19 protein-coding genes and 1 tRNA gene are annotated in these 23426 nt (G+C 71.6%); 11 read left to right on the forward strand and 9 right to left on the reverse strand.

The window, feature by feature from the left end:
• Positions 1–2322 carry a xanthine dehydrogenase family protein molybdopterin-binding subunit gene (locus tag LNW73_RS20510; RefSeq protein ID WP_250990903.1) on the forward strand — a complete coding sequence of 774 codons (2322 nt, stop codon included), beginning with the start codon at positions 1–3 and terminating at the stop codon, positions 2320–2322.
• 87 nt (positions 2323–2409) lie between these two features.
• On the opposite strand, the gene LNW73_RS20515 is transcribed toward LNW73_RS20510, so the two are convergent.
• Positions 2410–2481, reverse strand: a tRNA-Cys gene (locus LNW73_RS20515).
• A 212-nt stretch (positions 2482–2693) separates the two neighbouring features.
• Between LNW73_RS20515 and LNW73_RS20520 the strand changes: the two genes are divergently transcribed.
• Both LNW73_RS20520 and LNW73_RS20525 read left to right on the forward strand, forming a co-directional pair.
• On the forward strand, positions 2694–4145 hold the full coding sequence (locus LNW73_RS20520; protein WP_250990904.1) for an MFS transporter: 1452 nt from the start codon (positions 2694–2696) through the stop codon (positions 4143–4145).
• 168 nt (positions 4146–4313) lie between these two features.
• Complete coding sequence (locus LNW73_RS20525; RefSeq protein ID WP_250976087.1) at positions 4314–6104, forward strand: DEAD/DEAH box helicase; 1791 nt, start codon at positions 4314–4316, stop codon at positions 6102–6104.
• Between the two features lie 65 nt (positions 6105–6169).
• Here the strand turns inward: LNW73_RS20525 and LNW73_RS20530 are convergent, their stop codons facing one another.
• Entirely contained in the window at positions 6170–6700 is a 531-nt protein-coding gene (locus tag LNW73_RS20530) for a hypothetical protein (protein ID WP_250976086.1), read from the reverse strand.
• 448 nt (positions 6701–7148) lie between these two features.
• On the opposite strand from LNW73_RS20530, the gene LNW73_RS20535 reads away from it, so the two are divergent.
• The 4 genes from LNW73_RS20535 to LNW73_RS20550 all read left to right on the forward strand — a co-directional run bounded on the left by LNW73_RS20535 (position 7149) and on the right by LNW73_RS20550 (position 12907).
• Positions 7149–8783: a WxL domain-containing protein gene (locus LNW73_RS20535; protein ID WP_250990905.1), complete on the forward strand. Its 1635-nt coding sequence runs from the start codon at positions 7149–7151 to the stop codon at positions 8781–8783.
• A gap of 319 nt (positions 8784–9102) precedes the next feature.
• Positions 9103–11013, forward strand: a complete 1911-nt coding sequence (locus LNW73_RS20540; RefSeq protein ID WP_250990906.1) for a hypothetical protein — start codon at positions 9103–9105, stop codon at positions 11011–11013.
• 312 nt (positions 11014–11325) lie between these two features.
• Positions 11326–12018 carry an IclR family transcriptional regulator gene (locus LNW73_RS20545; protein ID WP_138356580.1) on the forward strand — a complete coding sequence of 231 codons (693 nt, stop codon included), beginning with the start codon at positions 11326–11328 and terminating at the stop codon, positions 12016–12018.
• A gap of 100 nt (positions 12019–12118) precedes the next feature.
• On the forward strand, positions 12119–12907 hold the full coding sequence (locus LNW73_RS20550) for a S16 family serine protease (RefSeq protein ID WP_250990907.1): 789 nt from the start codon (positions 12119–12121) through the stop codon (positions 12905–12907).
• Positions 12908–12939: 32 nt separating this feature from the next.
• On the opposite strand, the gene LNW73_RS20555 is transcribed toward LNW73_RS20550, so the two are convergent.
• The 5 genes from LNW73_RS20555 to LNW73_RS20575 are packed head-to-tail and all read right to left on the reverse strand — an operon-like array spanning position 12940 to position 17261.
• A complete protein-coding gene (locus tag LNW73_RS20555; protein ID WP_250990908.1) occupies positions 12940–13920 on the reverse strand; it encodes a glycine betaine ABC transporter substrate-binding protein in 981 nt (326 codons plus the stop codon).
• The gene (locus LNW73_RS20560; protein ID WP_250990909.1) at positions 13917–14801 is read right to left on the reverse strand and encodes an ABC transporter permease; all 885 of its coding nucleotides are present in this window, start codon (positions 14799–14801) and stop codon (positions 13917–13919) included. The genes LNW73_RS20555 and LNW73_RS20560 overlap by 4 nt, the downstream gene beginning before the upstream one ends.
• On the reverse strand, positions 14798–16087 hold the full coding sequence (locus tag LNW73_RS20565) for a betaine/proline/choline family ABC transporter ATP-binding protein (protein WP_250990910.1): 1290 nt from the start codon (positions 16085–16087) through the stop codon (positions 14798–14800). The genes LNW73_RS20560 and LNW73_RS20565 overlap by 4 nt, the downstream gene beginning before the upstream one ends.
• Positions 16080–16727 (reverse strand): ABC transporter permease, encoded by a 648-nt coding sequence (locus LNW73_RS20570; protein ID WP_250976079.1) that lies wholly within the window; start codon positions 16725–16727, stop codon positions 16080–16082. The genes LNW73_RS20565 and LNW73_RS20570 overlap by 8 nt, the downstream gene beginning before the upstream one ends.
• Positions 16728–16787: 60 nt before the next feature.
• Positions 16788–17261, reverse strand: a complete 474-nt coding sequence (locus LNW73_RS20575; protein WP_250976078.1) for an Lrp/AsnC family transcriptional regulator — start codon at positions 17259–17261, stop codon at positions 16788–16790.
• 123 nt (positions 17262–17384) lie between these two features.
• On the opposite strand from LNW73_RS20575, the gene hppD reads away from it, so the two are divergent.
• Positions 17385–18530, forward strand: a complete 1146-nt coding sequence (gene hppD / locus LNW73_RS20580; protein WP_250976077.1) for a 4-hydroxyphenylpyruvate dioxygenase — start codon at positions 17385–17387, stop codon at positions 18528–18530.
• 76 nt (positions 18531–18606) lie between these two features.
• Positions 18607–19974 carry an FAD-binding oxidoreductase gene (locus LNW73_RS20585; protein ID WP_250990911.1) on the forward strand — a complete coding sequence of 456 codons (1368 nt, stop codon included), beginning with the start codon at positions 18607–18609 and terminating at the stop codon, positions 19972–19974.
• 22 nt (positions 19975–19996) lie between these two features.
• On the opposite strand, the gene LNW73_RS20590 is transcribed toward LNW73_RS20585, so the two are convergent.
• Entirely contained in the window at positions 19997–20470 is a 474-nt protein-coding gene (locus LNW73_RS20590) for an SsgA family sporulation/cell division regulator (protein WP_187145292.1), read from the reverse strand.
• Positions 20471–20738: 268 nt separating this feature from the next.
• On the opposite strand from LNW73_RS20590, the gene LNW73_RS20595 reads away from it, so the two are divergent.
• Positions 20739–22130: an RDD family protein gene (locus LNW73_RS20595; protein ID WP_250990912.1), complete on the forward strand. Its 1392-nt coding sequence runs from the start codon at positions 20739–20741 to the stop codon at positions 22128–22130.
• 85 nt (positions 22131–22215) lie between these two features.
• Positions 22216–22923, forward strand: a complete 708-nt coding sequence (locus LNW73_RS20600) for an RDD family protein (protein ID WP_250990913.1) — start codon at positions 22216–22218, stop codon at positions 22921–22923.
• A 95-nt stretch (positions 22924–23018) separates the two neighbouring features.
• Here the strand turns inward: LNW73_RS20600 and LNW73_RS20605 are convergent, their stop codons facing one another.
• Positions 23019–23243 carry a hypothetical protein gene (locus LNW73_RS20605; protein WP_374118140.1) on the reverse strand — a complete coding sequence of 75 codons (225 nt, stop codon included), beginning with the start codon at positions 23241–23243 and terminating at the stop codon, positions 23019–23021.
• Between the last annotated feature and the right edge of the window lie 183 nt (positions 23244–23426).

Below are 23426 nucleotides of genomic sequence, written 5' to 3' on the forward strand. Positions count from 1 at the left end.
ATGACTGGATCCGACGCGGCCACGGCGGTGCCCGCCCAGGCCACCCAGACGCCCGCGGCGCCCGAACCGGTGCTGCACGGGCTGGGCGTCTCCGTGCGGCCCGTGGACACCCTCGCGAAGGCGCAGGGGACGTTCCCGTACGCGGCCGACCTGTGGGCCGAAGGACTGCTGTGGGCCTCGGTGCTGCGCTCCCCGTACCCGCACGCGCGCATCGTCCGCATCGACACGTCGGAAGCCACCTCGATGCCCGGCGTCCGGGCCGTCGTCACGCACGAGGACGTGCCGGGTGACGCCATGCACGGCCGCCGCGTCGCGGACCGGCCGGTCTTCGCCAAGGACATCGTCCGGCACCACGGCGAGCCGATCGCCGCCGTCGCCGCCGACCACCCCGACACCGCGCGGCTGGCCGCCGCGGCGATCCTCGTCGAGTACGAGGTGCTGGAGCCGGTCACCGATCCGGAGAAGGCGTTCGCCGCCGAGCCGCTGCACCCCGACGGCAACCTGATCCGCCACATCCCGCTGCGCTTCGGCGACCCCGACGTCATCGGCGAGGTCATCGTCGAGGGCCTGTACCGGATCGGCCGGCAGGACCCGGCGCCCATCGGCGCCGAGGCCGGGCTCGCCGTGCCGCGCCCGGACGGCGGCGTCGAGCTGTACGTGGCCTCCACCGACCCGCACACCGACCGGGACCTGGCCGCCGCCTGCTTCGGCCTGGAGGCCGACCGGGTCAAGGTCGTCGTCACCGGCGTGCCCGGCGCGATGGGCGACCGCGAGGACTCCGGCATCCAGCTGCCGCTCGGGCTGCTCGCGCTGAAGACCGGCTGCCCGGTGAAGTTCGTGGCCACCCGCGAGGAGTCCTTCCTCGGCCACTCCCACCGCCACCCCACCCTGCTGCGCTACCGGCACCACGCCGACGCCGAGGGCCGGCTGGTCAAGGTCGAGGCGCAGGTGCTGCTCGACGCGGGCGCGTACGCCGACCACTCCTCGGAGGCGCTGGCCGCCGCCGTGGCGTTCGCCGCCGGCCCCTACGTCGTGCCGCACGTGTTCGTCGAGGGCTGGGCCGTGCGCACCAACAACCCGCCGTCGGGACACGTCCGCGGCGAGGGCGCGCTCCAGGTCTGCGCCGGGTACGAGGGTCAGATGGACAAGCTCGCGGCGAAGCTGGGCCTGGACCCGGCCGAGCTGCGGATGCGCAACGTCATGGCCACCGGCGACCTGCTGCCCACCGGCCAGACCGTCACCTGCCCGGCGCCCGTCGGCGAGCTCCTCAAGGCGGTCCGCGACGCGGACCTGCCGCCGCTGCCCGTCGACGAGGAGGAGTCGCAGTGGCTGCTCCCCGGCGGCCCCGAGGGCGCCGGGGAGCCCGGCGCGGTCCGGCGCGGGGTCGGCTACGCGCTCGGCATGGTGCACATGCTCGGCGCGGAGGGCACCGACGAGGTCTCCACCGCCACCGTACGGATCCACGACGGCCGGGCCACCGTCATCTGCGCCGCCGTCGAGACCGGCCAGGGCTTCACGACCCTCGCCCGGCAGATCGTCCAGGACGTGCTCGGCGTCGAGGACGTCGGCGTGCTGGCCGCCGACACCGACCAGCCGCCGTCCGGGGCGGCCGCCCGCGGCCGGCACACGTGGGTGTCGGGCGGCGCGGTCGAGCGGGCCGCCAAGATGGTGCGCACGCAGCTGCTGCAGCCGCTGGCCGCCAAATTCGGGATGTCCGTCGAGCTGCTCACCATCGCCGACGGCAAGATCACCTCGTACGACGGGGTGCTCAGCACGACCGTCGGGGAGGCCATCGAGGGCAAGGAGCTGTGGGCCACCGCGCAGTGCCGCCCGCACCCCACCGACCGGCTGGACGACGACGGCCAGGGCGACGCGTTCGTCGGCCTGGCCTTCTGCGCGGTCCGCGCCGTCGTGGACGTGGACATCGAACTGGGCTCGGTACGTGTCGTGGAGATGGCCGTCGCGCAGGACGTCGGCCGGGTGCTGAACCCGCGCCAGGTCGCCGCCCGGATCGAGGCCGGCGTGACCCAGGGCGTCGGTCTCGCGCTCATGGAGGACCTGCGGGCCCCCCGCGGCATCATCAAGCGGCCGAACCTCACCGGCTACTCCCTGCCGACCGCGCTCGACGCCCCGGACGTGCGCATCGTCAAACTCGTCGAGGAGCGCGACGTGCTGGCGCCCTTCGGCGCGAAGGCGGTCAGCGCGGTCCCGGTGGTGGTCTCACCGGCCGCCGTCGCCGCCGCCGTGCGCGCCGCGACCGGCCGCCCCGTCAGCCGGCTGCCGATCCGCCCGCAGGCGGCGGTCGTCAAGCCGCAGTCCTGACCGGACGGCACCTGGGAACGGACAACGCCGCAGACAGCGGAAAGGCCCGGCAGCGATGCGCTGCCGGGCCTTTCGTCTTCCTCACGGAGGCCGTAGCGGGATTTGAACCCGCGTACCTCGCTTTGCAGGCGAGTCCCTGGGCCACTCGGGCATACGGCCGTGTTGGTGACATCACCGACGATAGGGCGCCGCCCCCGGGGTCGGTCAACGGTCCCGGCGGGTCCGCAACAGGACTGCCATACGGCGTCATACGCCGTTCATGAACGGAGCTGGGGGCCCGGGAACCGCGGCACGGCCTAGGACCAGCGGAGGAGGGGCAACTCGTCCACAGGAAGGGGGTGAAATATGCCTGAGCCCCTTACTCTTGCTCGGTGACCACCGTAGAAGCGCAGAGCAGCGAGCCGGCCGCCCCGCCGGAGCGGACCGGGAGTCCGGAGACCCCGGACGCCCCGGAGACCCCGGACGCCCCGGAGACCCCGGACACCGACGGGGTCCTCGGGCGGCGCTATCGCGCGCTCACCCTCGGCATTGTCTCCGTGGTGCTGCTGATCGCCTTCGAGGCGAGCGCCGTGAACACCGCGATGCCGGTCGCGGGCCGCGCTCTCGACGGGCTGTCGCTCTACGCGTTCGCGTTCTCCGGGTACTTCACGGCCAGCCTGCTGTCGATGGTGGTCTCCGGCGAGTGGTGCGACCGCAAGGGCCCGCTCGCCCCGCTCTTCACCGGCATCGCCGCCTTCGCGGCCGGATTGCTGATCTCCGGCTCCGCGCAGAACATGTGGACGTTCATCGCCGGCCGCGCGGTCCAGGGCCTCGGCGGCGGACTGGTGATCGTCGCGCTGTACGTCATCGTCGGCCGCGCCTACCCCGAGCGGCTGCGGCCCTCGGTCATGGCGTCGTTCTCCGCCGCCTGGGTGCTCCCGGTGATCATCGGCCCGGTGGTCGCCGGAGCCGTCACCGAACACCTGGGCTGGCGCTGGGTCTTCCTGGCCATCCCGGTGCTGGTGCTGCTGCCGCTGGCCGTGATGCTGCCCGCGCTGCGCGAGCTGACGCCGGGGGACCGGACCCCGGCCCTGAACCGGCGCCGCATCCTCCTGGCGCTGGCCGTCGCGACGGGTGCGGGCCTGCTGCAGTACGCGGGCCAGGACCTGTCGCCGGTCATGCTCGTACCCGCCGCCGTGGGCGCCGCGCTCCTGGTGCCCGGCGTCCTGCGGCTGCTGCCGCGCGGGACGTTCCGGGCCGCCCGCGGACTGCCCGCCGTGATCCTGCTGCGCGGGGTCGCCGCCGGATCGTTCATCGGCGCGGAGAGCTTCATCCCGCTGATGCTCGTCACCGAGCGCGGCTATTCGGCCACCCTGGCGGGGCTCTCGCTCACCGGCGGCGGCCTGACCTGGGCGCTGGGATCGTATGTGCAGAGCCGCCCGCGGCTGCAGCCGCACCGCGAGCGGCTGATCAGGATCGGCATGCTCCTGATGGCCGCCGCCGTCGCGGGACCGGCCCTCGCGCTCGACCTGTCCGTGCCCGCCTGGATCGTCACCGTCTCCTGGATCGTCGGCGGCTTCGGCATGGGCCTGGTCATCTCCAACGGCAGCGTCCTGCTCCTCAAGCTCTCCCGCCCCGACGAGGCCGGCAGCAACTCCGCCTCGCTGCAGGTCTCCGACGCCCTCGGCAACATCGTCCTCGTCGGCGCCTCAGGCGTCCTGTTCACCGCCCTGGGCGGCGGCTCCGGCCACCCCGGAGCCTTCGTGGCCGTCTTCCTCTCCATGGCGGGCGTCGCCCTCCTGGGCGTCCTGGTGGCGGGCCGGCTGACGCCCCGGGAGGCGTGATCCGCGCCGCCCGCCGACTGTGAGCTGGGTCGCACAGTCGGCGTACCCGACCGCGTTCTGCCGGGGAGGCCGGGGGGCCGCCGGTAGGCTGTGACGGTTTTCCTACCTAAGCCGCTCACGGACGGCGCCGACCGGCCGTTCCGTCCCGCCGACCCGCATCCGGAGACCGTGACTACTACCGCCGCCAGTGCCTCCCACCACCTTTCACCGGCCTTCCCGGGCCGTGCCCCCTGGGGCACCGCCGGGAAGCTGCGCGCCTGGCAGCAGGGGGCGCTCGACGAGTACATGCGGCTGCAGCCGCGCGACTTCCTGGCCGTGGCGACGCCCGGCGCCGGGAAGACCACGTTCGCGCTGACGCTCGCCTCGTATCTGCTGCACAACCACCTGGTGCAGCAGATCACGGTGGTCGCGCCGACCGAGCACCTCAAGAAGCAGTGGGCGGAGGCGGCGGCGCGGATAGGGATCAGGCTGGATCCGGACTACAGCGCGGGCCCGGTCAGCAAGGAGTACCACGGCGTCGCGGTGACCTACGCGGGCGTCGGGGTGCGGCCGATGCTGCACCGCAACCGCTGCGAGCAGCGCAAGACCCTGGTGATCCTGGACGAGATCCACCACGCCGGTGACTCCAAGTCCTGGGGCGAGGCGTGCTCCGAGGCGTTCGACCCGGCGACCCGGCGGCTCGCGCTGACCGGTACGCCGTTCCGCTCGGACACCAACCCGATCCCGTTCGTGGCGTACGAGGAGGGCAACGACGGGATCCGCCGCAGCTCCGCCGACTACACCTACGGCTACGGGAACGCGCTCGCGGACGGCGTCGTCCGGCCGGTGATATTCCTCTCCTACAGCGGCAACATGCGCTGGCGCACCAAGGCGGGCGACGAGATCGCCGCCCGGCTCGGCGAGCCGATGACCAGGGACGCGATCGGCCAGGCCTGGCGCACCGCGCTGGCGCCGACCGGTGAGTGGATCCCCGCCGTGCTGAAGGCGGCCGACCAGCGGCTCACCGAGGTGCGCAGGAGCATCCCGGACGCGGGCGGGCTGGTGATCGCGACCGACCAGGAGTCCGCGCGCGCCTACGCGAAGATCCTCAAGGACATCAGCGGCCACAAGGTGACCGTCGTGCTCTCCGACGAGAAGGCCGCGTCCAAGCGCATCGACGCCTTCACGCACTCCGAGGACCGCTGGATGGTCGCGGTGCGCATGGTGTCCGAGGGCGTGGACGTGCCGCGGCTGGCGGTGGGCGTCTACGCGACGACGATCTCGACCCCGCTGTTCTTCGCGCAGGCGGTGGGCCGTTTCGTCCGGTCCCGCAGGCGCGGCGAGACCGCGTCCGTCTTCGTGCCGACCATCCCGATGCTGCTCGACTTCGCCAACGAGATGGAGGTCGAGCGGGACCACGTCCTGGACAAGCCGAAGAAGGCCGGTGACGAGGAGAACCCCTTCGCCGAGGAGGACCAGCTGCTGGCCGACGCCGAGAAGCTGGAGGACGAGGAGACCGAGGAGCAGCTGCCCTTCGAGGCGCTGGAGTCCGACGCCGTCTTCGACCGGGTGCTGTACGACGGCGCCGAGTTCGGCATGCAGGCGCACCCGGGGAGCGAGGAGGAGCAGGACTACCTCGGCATCCCGGGACTGCTGGAGCCCGACCAGGTGCAGATGCTGCTGCAGAAGCGGCAGACCCGGCAGATCGCGCACAGCCGGCAGAAGCCCGCGGACCAGGCCGACCTCATCGAGCTGCCGGCCGAGCGGCGTCCCATCGTCACGCACAAGCAGCTGCTGGAGCTGCGCAAGTCGCTGAACACGCTGGTGTCGGCGTACACCCACCAGAGCGGCAAGCCGCACGGCGTCATCCACAACGAGCTGCGCCGGGTGTGCGGCGGGCCGCCGAGCGCCGAGGCGACGGCCGGGCAGCTGAACGAGCGGATCAAGAAGGTCCGGGAGTGGGCCACGAAGATGCGCTGAGCGCCACCGCGAACGGGTCCCCGGAAGGCGCCTTCCGGGGACCCGTTGCGTTCACCCGGCCGCTGTCACCAGGTGAAGGCCGACGACTGGACCGCCGTCGCCGTGCAGTAGACCGTCGCCACGGTGGGCGACGAGGTCACGATCTTCAGTGACCAGTTGGTGGCGCTCGGAGTCCCGGTCAGCACCAGGGAGTTGGTGGTGTTGCCGGTCGCGATGGTGCCGGAACTCAGCGACAGCGGGCCCAGGGTGATCGGGTTGCCGCCGGACATCGCCGGGTTGAGCTTCGCGGAGAACTGCACCTCGCTGGTGACGCCGCCGGCGGTCTTGTTGACCTTCAGCGTCGTCGTGATGCTGTTCGGGTTGGCGCTGGAGCCGACCGGCATCGTGATCGCGGTGGAGGTGAGCTTGATCTTCTTGACGCCGCCGGTGTCGGTGGCGGTCAGGGTGCCCAGTCCGCTGCCCCACGTACCGCAGTCGTAGGTGGCGGTCGCGGTGGCCGGGGCCACGGCGAACGACGAGGTGGACAGGGCGAGGGTCGCCGTGACCGCCCCGACCGTGCCGAGAACGGCCAGGCCGACAAGTCTGGAACGTGCCATGTGGTTGGTGCTCCTTCCGGTGGATGGAGCGCCGGGCGCATGCCGAATTCAAGGTTTCCCAACCAAAGAAGTATCGCCAGGGCATTACGTCCGTCGCTGTTCCGCCGCCCCTTCGACGGGGGCGTGCGGTGCCGGGCCCGGCATACTGAGTCGTAGTGAAACCATGATCTCCAGAACAGTCAACACATATGCGGGACAATTTTTCCATGGCGTAAAGCGGAGGCTTCTGCCGTGTTTCCCGGTGATCGGTTCGAGTACTTCTCGACCCGATCCTGAGATTCCCGTAGATCCCTTCCTTTGCTTCTCTTGACTTCTTTGGTCCTGGACCTCTCAATGTCCTGAATCATTCGACCGAGCCATCGCACTCCTACCACTCCGGCTCCTCCCGGCGTCATGCCGTGCCGCACCCGGTGAGGCCGGGGCGGTGGCCACCGTCACGAGGAGTCAGGTGTCCCGACAACGAAGATGCGTACCGCGCCGGTTGGCCGCGGGCGCGGCCGGCCTCGTCCTGGTGCTGACCGGCGGGGGAGCGGCCCAGGCCCTGATCGTTTCGCCCTCGGGAACGGTCAGCCCGGTCGTGCACTGTGTGCTGCCGCTCGGTCAGGGCGAGGCCACCGGGCCGCAGGACATGACCGTCGAACTCAGCCCGTCCACCGTGCTCCCCGGCGGCAAGGTGCACGCCAAGGTCACGCTCGGTCCCGGCCCCGCCCTCAGCCCGATCTCCATCACCCAGGTGCCGACCACGCCCAACCTCGACCTGACCCTGTCCGGCGGCGCCACCGGCACCGTCACCGTCACCGGCCCCGAGGTGCCGGTGGACGTCGAGGCCGGAAAGCCCACGGTCATCCCGCCGTTCGAGGGCGACTTCTTCGTCCCGCAGAACGCCGCGGGCCCGGTCGACTTCACCCCGCTGCGCAATCTGACCAGGACCAAGGTGCTCGGCGGGACCTACGAGACCCCCTGCGACGTGGTCAGCGGCAGCGGGAGCATCGGCACGGTCGACGTGCAGGGCTCCGGCGGCACGCCGGCTGTTCTGGTCGCGCCCACCGGGGCGGTCCGGCCCAACACCCCGGTCCCGCTGACCGGTTCGGACTGGACGCCGGGCGGCACGGCCGTCCCCTCGCTGTGCTCCGCCGCCGGCACCGGCTGCGACCCGGCGAAGTTCTCCGCCGGCGCGCTGACCATCGACGCCGCCGGCGCCTTGGCCGGGACGGCGACCCTGGCCCCGGCCACCGACGTCCCGGACGGCGACTACCTGGTCAAGGTCAACGACGGGACGAAGGAGGCCACCGCGCCGCTGACGGTCAAGGCCGTGGCGGCGGGCGAGCGGGAGTTCACGCTGTCGAGCAGCAGTGGACCGGTCGGCAGCGTCATCACCATCACCGGCAGGAACTACCGGCCGGACCAGTGGATCAACATCGTCGGTCTCAACGCCGACGGCGCGACCCTGGACGACACCGCCGTCTACCCGCAGAGCACTCCGGACGGCACGTTCTCCACCGAGTTCACGGTCAGCGACCCCACGCTGGTCGCCGTCCAGGCGGACGAGGGCGGCGACCCGGCGACCGTCAGGACGCAGCCGTTCACCGTCACCACCGGCGGCGGGGGCGACGGCACCACCGGCAGCCAGACGCTGCGGACCTCGGTGGTGCCGGGCCTGCTGTCGATGACCCAGGCGGGCGACACCGTCCAGTTCGGGTCGGTGCAGCTCGACGGTGACGCCCACACGTTGAACAGCGCGCTGAACAAGGTCACGGTGCACGACGCCCGCGGCGTCAACACCGGTTGGTCGCTGACCGGCACCATGACCGCCTTCACCAGCGGCTCCGGGGCCACCATCCCGGCCGACGCGGTCGGCTGGGTGCCGGTGTGCACGGCGCAGCCGGGCAGTGTCGGGACTCCGGTGGCGGGCTCGCCCGCGCAGCTGGGCAGCGCGGCCGCGACGCTGTGCGGTCTCGCGCCCGACGGGTCCCGCCAGTTCACCGGCGGGAACTTCGACGCCGGCGCCGGTCTCACGCTCCAGGTCCCGGGGACGGCCCGGCCGGGCGACTACAGCGCCACGCTCACGCTGACGCTGTTGTGAACCGGTGAACCGGTGAACGTGTGAACCTGTGCACCGAACTCTGAATTGATCGTTCCGCTGGGCTTCCGGCCGGTACCCGCAGCTTCGGGTACCGGCCGGAAGCGTATTCAGGAACGAAATCTGACGCGTCATCAGGTACTTTTCGAACACCTATTGACTTATGAGGGCCGCGCCTTCTCAATGTGCCGTGAATTAACGGAATGACATCCCCGATCTTGTTTCGAAGAATGGGAGTCACGTGTTCTTGCGACCAGGACCATTGGCACATCGACTGATGTCAGGCTCCGCGGCCCTCGCCCTCGCTCTGACCGGAGCCGGCTTGGCTCTCGCACCCGCCGCCCACGCCGGGACGATCACTCCCACGGTGCACTGTTCGCTGCCGGCCGGCCAGGGTGAGGCGACCGGCCCGCAGACCATGACCGTCGACCTCACCCCGTCCGTCGTCGACCCCGGCGGCAGCGTGCACGCCAAGGTCACGCTCGGCGGGAGCCCGGCCACCAGCGGCATCGCGTTGAGCAACGTGCCGACCACCCCCAGCATCGACCTCGCCATGTCCGGCGGCGCCACGGGTACCGTCACCGTCCGCGGCCCCGAGATCACCATGGACATCCCCGCCAACACGCCCATCCTGATCCCGCCCTACGAGGGCGACTTCCTCATCCCGGTCAACGCCGCCGGGCCGATCACGTTCAGCGTGGTCCGCACCCTGACCCAGACCAAGGTGCTCGGCGGTACCTACCAGACCCCCTGCGACGTCACCGCGAACGGCGGCAGCGTCGGCACGGTGACCGCCCAGGGCACCGCCGGCGTCCCGGCCACCCTCCACGCACCCGCCACGCCCGTCCGCCCCAGCACCCCGGTGGCGCTCACCGGTGACCTGTGGACCCCCGGTGGCACCCCCGTCGCGTCGCTGTGCGACAGCACGGGCGGCGGCTGCGACCCGGCGAAGTTCGCCTCCAGCACCCTGGCGATCGGCGGCAACAAACAGCTGACGGGCTCCGCGACGCTCTCCGACGCCAACTCGGTGCCGGACGGCGATTACCTGGTCAAGGTCAACGACGGGACCAAGGAGGCCACCGCGCCGCTGACGGTCAAGGCCTTCGTGCCCACCGGCCCACGGGCGTTCACGCTCTCGCAGAGCCAGGGCCCGGTCGGCAGTGTCATCACCGTCTCCGGCACCAACTACCGGCAGGACCAGTGGATCAACACCGTCGGCCTCGACGCCGGCGGACAGACCCTGGACGACACCGCCGTGTACGTGCAGACCACCGCCGACGGCACCTTCTCGGTGGACTTCACCGTCAGCGACCCGACACTGGCCGCCGTACGGACCGATGAGGCCGGCGACCCCGCCACCACGCTCACCCGGCCGTTCACCGTCGTGGCGGCCGCCGCCACGCTCGGCACGGGCACCGGCAAGGTCAAGCCCGGCGGGACCGTCGCCGTCTCCGGCACCGGCTGGCCGGCCGGCGCCGCCGCGACCGCCTCGCTGTGCGCCGCCGACGGCACCGGCTGCGCCGCGAACCGCATCGCCGCGAAGTCCCTGACGATCGCGGCCGACGGAACCCTGCACGGGACGGTCACCGTCGCGTCCTCGGTCGCCCCGGCCGCCTATCTGCTCAGGGTCGAGGCGGGCGGGGTCTCGCAGACCGGCGCGCTGACGGTGGCGAAGTACTTCATCGTCCTCAGCCCCTCCAGCGGCCCCAAGGGCACCCAGGTGACCGTCGTCGGCCAGGGCTTCGCCCCGGTCTGCACGGTGGTGATCTCCGGGCTGAAGGCGAACGGGTCGCAGACCTCCGACATCCCCAGGACCAAGGTCGTCGGCCTCGACGGCGCGTTCTCCCAGACCTTCACGGTCAAGGACGCCGGCACGGTCGCCCTCCAGGTCAAGGAGGTGCTGGTCAATCCGCGGGTCGCGCTGGCCGCCTTCACCGTCGACGACAGCATCCCGCCGCCCTCCGCGGGCTTCGCGCTCTCCCCGGACTCAGGCCCGCTCGGCACTGTGGTCCAGGTCACAGGCCGGGGCTTCGCGCCGGTCGCCACGGTGTCGGTGACCGGACGCCGGGCCGACGGGTCGCAGACGTCCGACGGATCCGTGCTCCGCGTGATCGGCCTGGACGGCAGCTACGCGCTCAACTTCACCGTGCACGACCCGACGACCGTCGCCCTCAAGGCCTGTGAGGTGCTCGTCGACGGCAGAACCGTGCAGCGCACCTTCACCGTGACCTGACGGGAGCGGCGCGGAGGAACGGCAGAACCGCAGGCGGCGCGGCCCCGGAACCGGGACCGCGCCGCCTTCGTCATAGACCCGTGAGCTTAAAGAGCGGGTCAGGAGTTTTCCTCGGTGTGACCGGATTGTGGACGACCCCTTCCGCTCAGCGGTACTCGGTCGCTACCGTGCCCGTCACGCACGCGCCGTGGCAGAGCAGCCGCGGAGCGCAGCCGGTACCACCGCGACCGGCGGCCTCTCCGCGCGCTGCCGCGGGACCGGCAGTGCGTCCCGCCGTGAGATGAGCCGCCACTCATATGAGGAGGGGGCGTCGTGACCGCGGAGACATCTCAGACGCTCGACAGAGGACTGCGGGTCCTCAAGCTATTGGCCGACACCGACCACGGGCTCACCGTCACCGAGCTCGCCACCAAGCTGGGGGTCAACCGCACCGTCGTCTACCGTCTGCTGGCCACCCTGGAGCAGCACGCACTGGTACGGCGTGACCTCGGCGGGCGGGCCCGCGTCGGGCTCGGCGTGCTGGGGCTGGCGCACCAGGTGCATCCGCTGCTGCGGGAGGCGGCACTGCCGGCCCTGAGGTCACTCGCCGAGGACATCGGTGCCACCGCGCACCTGACCCTCGTCGACGGCAGCGAGGCGCTGGCCGTGGCGGTGGTCGAACCGACCTGGACCGACTACCACGTCGCCTACCGCACCGGTTTCCGGCACCCGCTGGACCGGGGCGCGGCGGGCCGGGCCATCCTGGCCGGCCGCGGCGTCCTGCCGCACGCACCCGGGCAGGAACAGAACGGCGCGGAGCCGGGGGAGGGGCGCACCGAGCCGGTCCGCTACGTCCTCACCCACGGCGAACTGGAGGCCGGCGCCAGCGGCGCCGCCGCCCCGCTCATCGGGGTGACCGGAATAGAGGGCAGCGTGGGCGTGGTGATGCTCGCCGAGGCGGTGCCCGAGCGGGTCGGCCCCAGGGTGGTGGAAGCGGCCACGGAGGTCGCCGACGCGCTGCGCTAGGGAACTCGACGACACGACCCGGGCCCCGGCCCGCCGCGTGGCGGACGGGGCGCCCGGCCGGGGTGCCCCGTCCGTCACGGCGGTGGACTACATTCTCTGCATGCCCGCAGTCTCCCGCCGTGCCCGAGTCCTTGCCCTTTGCGCGACGCTGGTGGCAGCGCTGCTGGCCGTCGCGGCGCTCGCCCCGCTCCCGGTGTCGATCGTGGTGCCGGGGATGACGGCGGACGTTCTCGGCGCGGACAAGGGCCAGCAGGTGATCACCGTCACCGGCACCCCGACCCGGACCACCAGCGGGCAGCTGCGGATGACCACGATCGCCGCGACCCAGCCCGACGCGTCGGTGCACCTCCCCGACGTGCTCAGCGCCTGGTTCGCGACCGACCGGGCGGCGATGCCGCGCGGCGCGGTCTACCCCGGCGGCGGCTCGGTCCAGGAGATCGAGCAGCACAACGCGCAGGAGATGACCGACTCGCAGGACGCGGCGACCGGGGCGGCGCTCCAGCACCTCGGGCTGTCCCCCGCGAAGGTCAAGGTCGAGCTGCACCTCGCGGACGTGGGCGGACCGAGCGCCGGGCTGATGTTCAGCCTCGGCATCATCGACAAGATCGACGGGAACGGCCGCGGCGGTGACCTCACCGGTGGCCGCACCGTCGCCGGTACCGGCACCATCACCGCCGACGGCAAGGTCGGCGCGGTCGGCGGCGTACCGCTGAAGGAACGGGCCGCCAAGCGCGACGGCGCCACCGTCTTCCTGGTCCCCAAGGGCGAGTGCTCCGACGCCAGCGCCGAGCTGCCGGCCGGGCTCCGGCTGGTGCCGGTCACCGACCTGGAGGGCGCCCTGGCGGCCCTGGCCGCGATCAACACCGGCGGCAAGGTCCCCAGCTGCTGACCGCCGCCTGAACCGTGGGCCGGGGCGGCGGTTCAGCCCTCCTTGATGAAGCCCTCCTGGATCAGCCAGTCCTTGGCGACGTCGTGCGGGTCCTGGCCGTCCACGTCCACCAGCGCGTTCAGCTGCTGGGCGATCTGGGTCGTCAGCCGCTTGCTGATGGGGTCCAGCAGCCCGGCGATGGCCGGGTACTTGTGGAAGGCCTTGCTGTTGAGCTCGGGCGCCGCGTTGTAGTTCGGGAAGAAGTGCTTGTTGTCCGCCATCGTGTCCAGGTTCATGGCCTTGATCCGCCCGTCGGTGGTGAAGGCCTCACCGAGCAGGCAGGTGCCCTTGGCCACCTGGGTGTAGACGATGCCGGCGTCCATCTTCTGGATGTTGGAGGCGGGGATGTGCATCCCGTACGCCTTCTCCATGCCGAGCAGCCCGTCGTCGCGCGAGGCGAACTCGTTCTCCACGCACACCGTCACCGCCGACGGGTCGGAGTTGGAGAGGGCGGCCACGTCGGAGAGCGTCTTGAGGTGGTACTTGGCGTTGTTCGCCTGGTTGATGGCGAGCGTGTACGTGTTGTCGAGGGAGGACGGCGGCAGCCAGGTGACGCCGTTCTTCACGTCCTCGTCGCGCACCGCCCGCCACTGCGCCAGCGGGTCGGTGATCGGTTTGTCGTGGCCGAGATAGGTGATCCAGGCGGTGCCGGTGTACTCGTACATCGCGTCCGCCTCACCGGACTTGATGGCCTCGCGGGCACCGATCGACCCCTGGATGTTGGTGCGGTCCAGCACGTCCGCGCCCGCCGCCTTGAAGGCCAGGCCGATCATCGAGCCGAGGATGATCTGCTCGCTGAAGTTCTTCGAGGTGACGATGAGCGAGGCGCCCTTGAGCGGCAGGCCCTGGCCGATGGAACCCGGGACCACGTCGTCCACCAGGGGGCTGCCGCTCTTGAGGCCGCAGCCGCTGAGCGTGGCCACCGCGACGAGCAGCCCGCAGCCCGCCGTCGCCAGGGTGCGTCCGTACTTCATACCCCCACCTCCAGGCCGCGCGGCCGCATCAGCTGTTCGGCGACCGAGGCGATCCAGTCCACGGCCAGCGCCAGCAGCACCGTCAGGATGGAGCCGAGCACCAGCACCGGCATCCGCTGGGTCTGGATGCCGGTGGTGATCAGATCGCCGAGCCCGCCGCCACCGCCGAAGGTGGCCAGCGTGGACGTGCCGACGTTGAGGACCAGCGCGGTGCGCACCCCGGCCAGGATCAGCGGTACGGCCAGCGGCAGTTCCACCTTGGCCAGGACGCCGACCGCCGACATCCCGATGCCGCGCGCCGACTCGACGAGCGTCGGGTCGATGCTCCGCAGCCCGGCCATGGTGTTGGACAGCACCGGCAGCACGGCGTAGGCCACCATGCCGATGATCGCGGTGCGCGGACCGATGCCCAGCCAGATGACGAGCAGCGCCAGCAGGCCGATCGCCGGGGTCGCCTGGCCGATGTTGGCCAGCGCCGTGACGAACGGGGTGGCCTTGCGCAACTGCCGACGGGTCAGCGCGATGCCGACCGGGATGGCGATGATCAGCACCCAGAACGTGGAGTACGCGGTGAGCTTGACGCTCTGCCAGAACCGCAGCTGGACGGTGTCGCCGGCCAGCGCGTTGTGCGCGATCGAGTCGAGGTCGGCGTTGCTGATCCACAGATAGGTGGCGCCCAGCGCGGCGGCGAGCACCAGCGGGGTGACCACCAGCTTGGGCCAGCGCAGCCGGCGCTCGGGTGCCTCGTTCGCGTGCTGCCCGGTACGCGTCCCGACGACGTTGGTCACCCCGTCGTCCTCGGCCGCCTCCGGGTCGTCACGGAAGGCCAGCCCGCGCACCTCGTGCTCGCCCGGCGGGCGTTCCGGGCGGCGCGCGCTCATGTGTCCGCCCTCTTCGGTCCCTCCGGGGCGGGAGCGGCCTCCGCGCCCTCCTGCTCCAGCCGCGTCTGCTGCCTGCGCAGCTCCTCCAGCTCGTGCTGGTGCTCGATGGCGGTGAGCCGGTCGGCCTCCAGCATCTCGTGGACGGAGTTCATCAGCGTCTCCATGTCCACGACGCCGATGAACTCGCCGCGCCGGCCGGTCACCGCGACCCGGCCGCCGCTGTCGGTGAGCACCGCCTCCAGCGCGTCGCGCAGCGTCGCGTCCCGGGTCACCGTGTCGTGCACGAGGGTGCCGGCCCGCGCCAGGGAGCCCTTGGCGCGCATCAGGTCGCCGCGCCGCAGCCACTTGTACGGGCGGCCGCGCTGGTCCAGCAGCAGCAGTTCGTTGGTGGTGGCGTCGCGCAGCCGGTCGAAGATGGCCTGCAGCGGGTCGTCGACCGTCACGGTGGGGAACTCGGCGATCCCGACGTCCCGCACCCGGGTGAGGTTCAGCCGCTTGAGGGCCGCGCCCGCGCCGACGAAGCCGGAGACGAAGTCGTCCGTCGGGTTGGTGAGGATCGCCTCGGGGGTGTCGAACTGGGCGATGTGCGAGCGTTCGCGCAGCACCGCGATGCGGTCGCCGAGCTTGATGGCCTCGTCGAAGTCATGGGTGACGAAGACGATCGTCTTGTGCAGCTCGTGCTGCAGCCGGATCAGTTCGTCCTGCAGATGGTCGCGGGTGATCGGGTCGACGGCGCCGAACGGCTCGTCCATCAGCAGCACCGGCGGATCGGCCGCCAGGGCGCGCGCGACCCCGACCCGCTGCTGCTGCCCGCCGGACAGCTGGCGCGGATAGCGGCCGTGGAACTCGCGCGGGTCCAGGCCCACCAGGTCGAGCATCTCCTCGACGCGGTCCTTCACCCGGGACTTCGACCAGCCCACCATCTTGGGGACCAGCGCCACGTTCTCGGCGACCGTCATGTGCGGGAAGAGCCCGGAGGACTGGATCGCGTAGCCGATCTTGCGGCGCAGTTTGACCGGGTCCATGTCGGTGACGTCCTCGTCGCCGATCCGGATCCGCCCCGAGGTCGGCTCGATCAGCCGGTTGATCATCTTCAGGGTGGTCGACTTGCCGCAGCCGGACGGGCCGACGAACACCACGGTCTCGCCCGCCTTGATCTCCATGCTGACGCTGTCGACCGCCGGTTCCGCGCTGCCGGGATAGCGCTTGGTCAGGTTCTCCAGCTGGATGGTGGCACCCGCCACCGAGGCGCCGGACGCCGGTGACCGATCGGACGGTTCAGACACGGATCCCCCTCGGGATGGTCAGACGGCCCACGACGACGTACGCGGCGTCGAAGAGCAGCGCCAGGATGACGATGCCGAGCGTGCCGGCGAGCACCTGGTTGAGCGCGTTGGCACTGCCCAGCGACGCGATACCGCGGAAGATCTCGTTGCCCAGCCCGGGGCCGGAGGCGTACGCGGCGATCGCCGCGATGCCCATCAGCATCTGCGTGGAGACCCGGATGCCGGTCAGGATCGGCGGCCAGGCGAGCGGCAGTTCCACCTTGGCCAGCCGGGCGAAGCGCGACATCCCGATGCCCTTGGCCGCGTCCACCAGCGTGGGGTCGACGCCGCGCAGCCCGACGATGGCGTTGCGCACGATCGGCAGCAGCCCGTACAGCGTCAGCGCGGTGACGGTCGGCGGGACGCCGAGGCCCAGCACCGGGATCAGCAGACCGATCAGCGCCAGCGACGGGATGGTGAGAACGGTCGAGGTCGCGGTGACGGCCAGATTGCCCGCCCACTCGCTGCGGTATGTCAGGACGCCGAGCACGACGCCGATGACGGTGGCCAGCACCATGCACTGGAAGACGGCGCTGGCGTGCTGGAAGGCGTCGGTCAGCAACTGCTGGTGCCGGTTGCCGAGGTAGCTCCAGAAACTCACCGTCCGGCTCCCTCCTGCTCGTGCCGCGGGGTGCCGTCCGTCACCGCACGGGCGGTCCCGTCACGGGCGGTCCTCCGCTGCCTGTTCGACCAGCGGGATGATCCGGAGTGGCACCGGATTTTCCATGACGATCGCCGTGGAGGCCCGCATGATGCCATCAAAGCCCACAACCCGGTCGATCACCCGTTGAAGATCCGCGTTGGAACGGGCCACCAGCCGGCAGAGCATGTCGCCGTGACCGGTCGTGGTGTGCAGCTCCAGCACCTCGGGCACGCCCGCCAAGTGGGCGCGGACGTCCACGCCTTGGCCCTGCTTGATCTCCAGCGTGGCGAAAGCCGTCACCGGATAGCCGAGCGCGGCCGGATCCACCTGGGGCCCGAACCCCCGGATCACCCCATTGGCCCGCAGCCGGTCCAGCCGGGCCTGCGCCGTCCCGCGGGCCACACCCAGCCGCCTGGACGCCTCCAGCATCCCGATCCTCGGCTCATCGGCGAGCAGCTTGATCAGTTGCCCGTCCAGCACATCTATCCCCACGACTACCGCCTCCGATGGTCAGACTGCACAGATTGACCCGTCGTTCCCGGGATTCACTGTGCTCATTGTCCAGTGAAATCGGCAACTATTGCGCACTCTGGTTCGCAAGGCGACGCTTTTGACATGACTGAGACGACTGAGACGCAGCAGACCGCCGAAGCGCAGCAGAAGGACCTGTTCCCGGTGAAGGGCATGGACGCCGTCGTCTTCGCCGTGGGCAACGCCAAGCAGGCCGCGCACTACTACTCGACCGCCTTCGGGATGAAGCGCGTCGCGTACTCCGGCCCGGAGAACGGCAGCCGCGAGACCGCGTCGTACGTGCTGGAGTCCGGCGGCGCCCGCTTCGTCTTCACCTCGGTCGTCAGGACCGCCACCGAGCGCGGCAAGTTCCTCGAAGCGCATGTCGCCGAGCACGGCGACGGCGTCATCGACCTCGCCATCGAGGTCCCGGACGCCCGCGCCGCCTACGCCTACGCCGTCGAGCACGGCGCGACCGGCCTGGAGGAGCCGCACGAGCTGACGGACGAGCACGGCACCGTCGTCCTCGCCGCGATCGCCACCTACGGCCAGACCCGCCACACCCTCGTCGACCGCTCCGGCTACACCGGCCCGTACCTGCCGGGCTACGCGGCCGCCGACCCGATCGTCGAGCCGGGCACCCGCCGCTTCCAGGCCATCGACCACTGCGTCGGCAACGTCGAGCTCGGCAAGATGAACGAGTGGGTCGACTTCTACAACCGCGTCATGGGCTTCACCAACATGAAGGAGTTCGTGGGCGACGACATCGCCACCGAGTACTCCGCGCTCATGTCCAAGGTCGTCGCCGACGGCACCCGCAAGGTGAAGTTCCCGCTCAACGAGCCGGCCATCGCCAAGAAGAAGTCCCAGATCGACGAGTACCTGGAGTTCTACGGCGGCCCCGGCGTCCAGCACATCGCCCTCGCCACCAACGACATCGTCGCGACCGTACGGGCCATGCGCGCCGCCGGCGTCGAGTTCCTCAACACCCCGGACTCGTACTACGACACCCTCGGCGAGTGGGCCGGCGAGACCCGCGTCCCCGTCGAGACCCTCCGCGAGCTGAAGATCCTGGTCGACCGCGACGAGGACGGCTACCTGCTGCAGATCTTCACCAAGCCGGTGCAGGACCGGCCGACCGTCTTCTTCGAGATGATCGAGCGGCACGGCTCCATGGGCTTCGGCAAGGGCAACTTCAAGGCCCTGTTCGAGGCGATCGAGCGCGAGCAGGAGCTGCGCGGCAACCTCTGAGCAATCGGGTGGGCCGGCGGGCCGTGCCGGGGCGGCAGAGCTTCCCCGGCCACGGCCCGGGTGCCAGTCTGGAACCATGCGCGAATTGATCGAACGACTGCACGAGGGACTGCCGGCGGAGGCGGTCCTCACGGACCGGGACGTCACCGCCTCGTACGCCCATGACATGGCGAGCTTCTCCGAGGCGGGCACTCCGGCGGTGGTGGTGCTGCCCCGCACCGTCGAGCAGGTGCAGCACGTGATGCGCACCGCGACCGCGCTGCGGGTGCCGGTCGTCCCGCAGGGCGCGCGCACCGGTCTGTCGGGTGCGGCGAACGCGTCGGACGGCTGCATCGTGCTGTCGCTGGTCAAGATGGACCGGATCCTGGAGATCGACCCGGTCGACCGGGTCGCCGTCGTGGAACCCGGTGTCGTCAACGCCGTGCTGTCCCGCGCGGTCGCCGAGCAGGGCCTGTACTACCCGCCCGACCCGTCGAGCTGGGAGCAGTGCACCATCGGCGGCAACATCGGCACCGGCGCCGGCGGACTGTGCTGTGTGAAGTACGGCGTCACCGCCGAGTACGTGCTCGGCCTGGAGGTCGTCCTCGCCGACGGCCGCCTGCTGAACACCGGCCGCCGCACCGCCAAGGGCGTCGCGGGCTACGACCTGACCCGGCTCTTCGTCGGCGCCGAGGGCACGCTGGGCATCGTCGTGCGGGCGGTGCTCGCGCTGCGGCCCGCCCCGCCGCGGCAGCTCGTCCTCGCGGCGGAATTCCCGTCGGCGGCCGCCGCGTGCGCCGCGGTCTGCGAGATCATGGCCCGCGGCCACGCCCCCTCGCTGCTGGAACTGATGGACAGCACCACCATCCGGGCGGTCAACGACCTGGCCCACATGGGGCTGCCGGAGACCACCGAGGCGCTGCTGCTGGCCGCGTTCGACACCCCCGACCCCGCCGCGGACCTCGCGGCCGTCGGTGAGCTGTGCACGGCCGCCGGCGCCACCCAGGTCGTCCCGGCGGAGGACGCCGCCGAGTCCGAGCTGCTGCTGCAGGCCCGCCGGCTGGCCCTCGTCGCCCTGGAGCGGGTCGGCACGGCGACGATGATCGACGACGTGTGCGTGCCGCGCACCAAGCTCGCCCCGATGATCGAGGGCGTCGCCGCCATCGCCCAGAAGTACGAGCTGACCATCGGCCTGTGCGCGCACGCGGGCGACGGCAACACCCACCCCATCGTCTGCTTCGACGGAGCGGACGCGGACGAATCGGCGCGCGCCCGTGAGTCCTTCGACGAGATCATGGCGCTGGGCCTGTCCCTCGGCGGGACGATCACCGGTGAGCACGGCGTCGGCCTGCTGAAGAAGGACTGGCTGGCCCGGGAACTCGGCCCGGTGGGCGTGGAGTTGCAGCGCGGCGTACGGCAGGTCTTCGACCCGCTCGGCCTGCTCAACCCGGGCAAGCTCTTCTGAACCCCCGCGTTCCCCCGCGCCCTCACCCCTCGGGCGACTCGTCCGTCACCGTCCATGGATCGCGCAGCCACAACTCGTCCCGGGTCGTCGGGGCCAGCAGCTCGTTCAGCCCGTCGTCCATGCCGAGCTGCTCGTGCTCGGTCCCCGGTGGCACGGCGCGCAGGGTGCGCTCCAGCCAGGACGCCACCGGCGAGGACGGCGCCTCCAGCAGCGCGTTGCCGTCCGGCGAGCTCAGCGCCATACAGATGACGCTGCGCCCGTTGACCTTCGTCGGCCAGATGCGCACGTCCCCGTGCCCGCACGGCCGGAACACCCCTTCCACCAGCAGTTCGCGGGCGAACGTCCAGTTCACCGGGGCGTCCGAGCCCACATGGAAGGTGATGTGCACGGCAAAGGGATCATCTGTGCGATAGGCCAGCCGGGCCGGTACCGGAATGCTGCGCTCCGGCGACAGCACCAGGTTCAGTTCCAGTTCGCGTTCCACCACGGTCTGCATCAGGTCGTCGTCCTTTCCTTGGCGGGCGGCCCCTTGCGGTGTTGCGCAGCGGGTGCTGCGCGGGGCCCGCACCAGGAGAGAGCGCATACAACCCCAACCATTACGCGACTTCTCCGAATCGCGGTGAAAATTACGGAAGGCCCCGCGCGGGTCCCTCCCACCCGGTAAGGGTGTGTGGTGTGCGGTACCGCGGACCCGGCGGGTCCGCCTGTCTGGTAGATGTGGTCATTGCACTCCCCTGGCCGAATAGATACGGACCTCACGAACCATGAGCTCACCCTCCACTGGCTCCTCCGGTTCCTCCGGTTCCCCCGTTCCGGGGTACTACCCGGATCCGTCGATCCCGGGCTACATCCGGTACTGGAACGGTGGCGCCTGGGTGCCGGGCACCAGCCGCCCCGCGCCGCGGCCCGGCGAGGAGCTCGCCCCGCCGCCGGGGCAGGACGCCGGCGGCCGGGGAACGCCCGGCCCGGCGGCCTCCGCGCCGGCCTCCGGCCGCGGTACGAGCCTGCCCGCCGTCGAGGAGTCCGGCGTCATCTTCTTCGACGAGGACCCCGTGCGGGCCCAGGAGCCGGCGGCGTCCGACGGCCGCGGCGCGGCCGCCGCCCCGGTCTGGTCGGCGGCACCGGCCGTCGAGCCGCCCCGCACCACCTGGGGCGCCGCGGAGCCGCAGCCGCAGCCGGAGCGATCCGCCCCGGACGCCAACCTGCCCGCCACGCGCGGGGCTTCGGCCCCGGCCGGCACCGCGGCCACCGGCACCCCCGCCGCCGGGACCCCGTGGGGCACCGAGCCGCGCCGGTCGGCGCCGCAGCCGCAGCCGCCGGAACACCCGCAGCCGCACCTGCCGCGCCAGTCGCAACAGCAGCAGTTCCCGCAACAGCCGCAGACCCCGCAGCAGCAGTCCCCGCAGCAGCCGCAGCCCGCCGCGGGTGAGGGTACGGACGGGCGGCGCGCCGGTTCCGCGCCCCTCGCGCAGGCCGCGCCCGCGCCCTGGGCGCAGCAGGTGCACGAACTCGCCCGGCAGGGCCCGGGTGGCAGCGGTCCCGGTACCGGGACGGGCGGCGGCACGGCCGGCGGCGGTGTCGTCGCCGTGCCGGGGCAGCAGGGGGAGTCGGCCGGTGTGGTGCCGTGGCGGCCGCCGGTGAACGACCCGTTCGCGTCGATGGTGCAGGAGCAGGGCCGGCCGGCCGGGCTCGGCCGCCGCCTCGCCGCCCGGCTGCTCGACACGGCCATCGTCCTGGCGCTCACCGGCGCGGCCGCGGTACCGCTCGGCACGGCCGCGTACCACCACCTCAAGGACAAGGTGGACGAGGCGCGGCAGACCGGCGAGACCGTCACGGTCTGGCTGATCGACGGCACCACCGGCGTCCAGCTGGCCATCGTGGTCGGCGTCGCCCTGGTCGCCGGGCTGCTGTACGAGGTGCTGCCCACCGCCAAGTGGGGCCGGACGCTGGGCAAGAAGCTGTTCGGGCTGCGGGTGGTCGACATCGAGTCGCAGCTCGCCCCCGGCTTCGGCCCCTCGCTGCGCCGCTGGCTGACGCACACGGTGCTCGACGCGCTCGTCATCGGCGTCGTCGGTCTGGTGTGGTGCATGATCGACCGCCCGTGGCGGCAGTGCTGGCACGACAAGGCGGCCCGTACGTTCGTCGCCCGGCAGTAGCGGGCGGCGGTGCCGGTCCGTTCGGGGTACCCCGAACGGATCTTGCCGGAAGGCGCGTCCGCTTCCTGCGGGTTTCACTCGGTTCATGAGTACCGACCAGCCGACGCCCGGATCCCCTGACGATCCGTTCGCCAAGCCCCCCCAGGACAGTGGCCCCGGTACGCCCGGCGGCTCGCCCTACGGTCAGCAGCCGCCCTCCTACCCGCCGCCCCCGCAGGGAGGTGGCGGCAACGACCCGTACGGCGGCAACCCGTACGGCAACCCGCCGCCCGGTGGTACCCCGCCCGGCGGCGGCGCACCGCCGCCCTACGGCGGCGATCCCTACGGCGGTGGCGCTCCCGATCCGCTGGCCGGCATGCCGCCGCTCGGCGACGTCGGCAAGCGGCTGCTCGCGAGGATCATCGACTTCATCCTCATCTCCATCCCGGTCGGCCTGCTCGACTGGGCGTTCGGCACCTTCCAGACCGACACGGACGACATCAACTACGGCCGTTCGGTGCTGGGGTCCTGTGTGGCCGCGGTCCTCTACATCGGCTACGAGTGGTGGATGACCAGGGCGACGGGCCAGACCCTGGGCAAGAAGTGGCTGGGGGTGCGCGTCGCCATGCTGGACAACGGCGCCGCCCCCACCTCGTCGGCCGCGCTGATCCGCGCCTGTGTGTTCTGGCTGCCGACGCTGTTCTGCTGCCCGTGCCTGTGGATCGTGCTCATCGGGATCCTGCTGCTGCTCGACAAGCCGTACCGCCAGGGTCTGCACGACAAGGCGGCGAAGACCGTGGTCGTCGCAGCGTGACGGTCCGCCCCGGCGGGTCCCGTCGGCGTACCGGTCCCGCCGTCCGCACACGACGGCGGCCCCGGAGCAACCGCTCCGGGGCCGCCGCCGGCCGCTCAACGCCGCAGCGAGTGCTCGCTGACGCGGGACGGGCCGGAACTGTGCACCCGTGGGCGGGGGACCGTCGCGGGCGCGGTACGGACGGCCGTACGGCTGCGGGCCTTGGCACGGGCGGTCAGCGGGATCGTGGTCGTCACCGCGACCAGCACACCGAGCAGCAGCCCGGCCGCCGCGATGATGACGACGCTGACGCCGGAACGGGCCTCGGAGAGCAGCAGCATCGCAAGAGTGGACAGGACAACGGTCGCGGAACCGTAGGCAAGTTGCGCGGGGGTAGGACGCGGCATGGCGGGATCCGTCCTCGAATACGTCGGTTAAGTCGCAGTGTCGGAAGGGGCGGTGGAAATCTTCATGCGTGGGCGCCGGCAACTGACTCTACGGATCGGCATGCCCGATGGGAACGG

Origin of the sequence: Streptomyces sp. RKAG337 (assembly GCF_023701715.1) — a bacterium.
In the GTDB taxonomy this organism is placed as follows: domain Bacteria; phylum Actinomycetota; class Actinomycetes; order Streptomycetales; family Streptomycetaceae; genus Actinacidiphila.

Coding starts and splice junctions, on each gene's coding strand:
- LNW73_RS20555 (WP_250990908.1), bottom strand. CDS start 13,920: ATGAAGTACGGACGCACCCTGGCGACGGCGGGCTGCGGGCTGCTCGTC.
- LNW73_RS20550 (WP_250990907.1), top strand. CDS start 12,119: ATGCCCGCAGTCTCCCGCCGTGCCCGAGTCCTTGCCCTTTGCGCGACG.
- LNW73_RS20605 (WP_374118140.1), bottom strand. CDS start 23,243: ATGCTGCTGCTCTCCGAGGCCCGTTCCGGCGTCAGCGTCGTCATCATC.
- LNW73_RS20530 (WP_250976086.1), bottom strand. CDS start 6,700: ATGGCACGTTCCAGACTTGTCGGCCTGGCCGTTCTCGGCACGGTCGGG.
- LNW73_RS20510 (WP_250990903.1), top strand. CDS start 1: ATGACTGGATCCGACGCGGCCACGGCGGTGCCCGCCCAGGCCACCCAG.
- LNW73_RS20590 (WP_187145292.1), bottom strand. CDS start 20,470: ATGCAGACCGTGGTGGAACGCGAACTGGAACTGAACCTGGTGCTGTCG.
- LNW73_RS20595 (WP_250990912.1), top strand. CDS start 20,739: ATGAGCTCACCCTCCACTGGCTCCTCCGGTTCCTCCGGTTCCCCCGTT.
- LNW73_RS20600 (WP_250990913.1), top strand. CDS start 22,216: ATGAGTACCGACCAGCCGACGCCCGGATCCCCTGACGATCCGTTCGCC.
- LNW73_RS20560 (WP_250990909.1), bottom strand. CDS start 14,801: ATGAGCGCGCGCCGCCCGGAACGCCCGCCGGGCGAGCACGAGGTGCGC.
- hppD (WP_250976077.1), top strand. CDS start 17,385: ATGACTGAGACGACTGAGACGCAGCAGACCGCCGAAGCGCAGCAGAAG.
- LNW73_RS20585 (WP_250990911.1), top strand. CDS start 18,607: ATGCGCGAATTGATCGAACGACTGCACGAGGGACTGCCGGCGGAGGCG.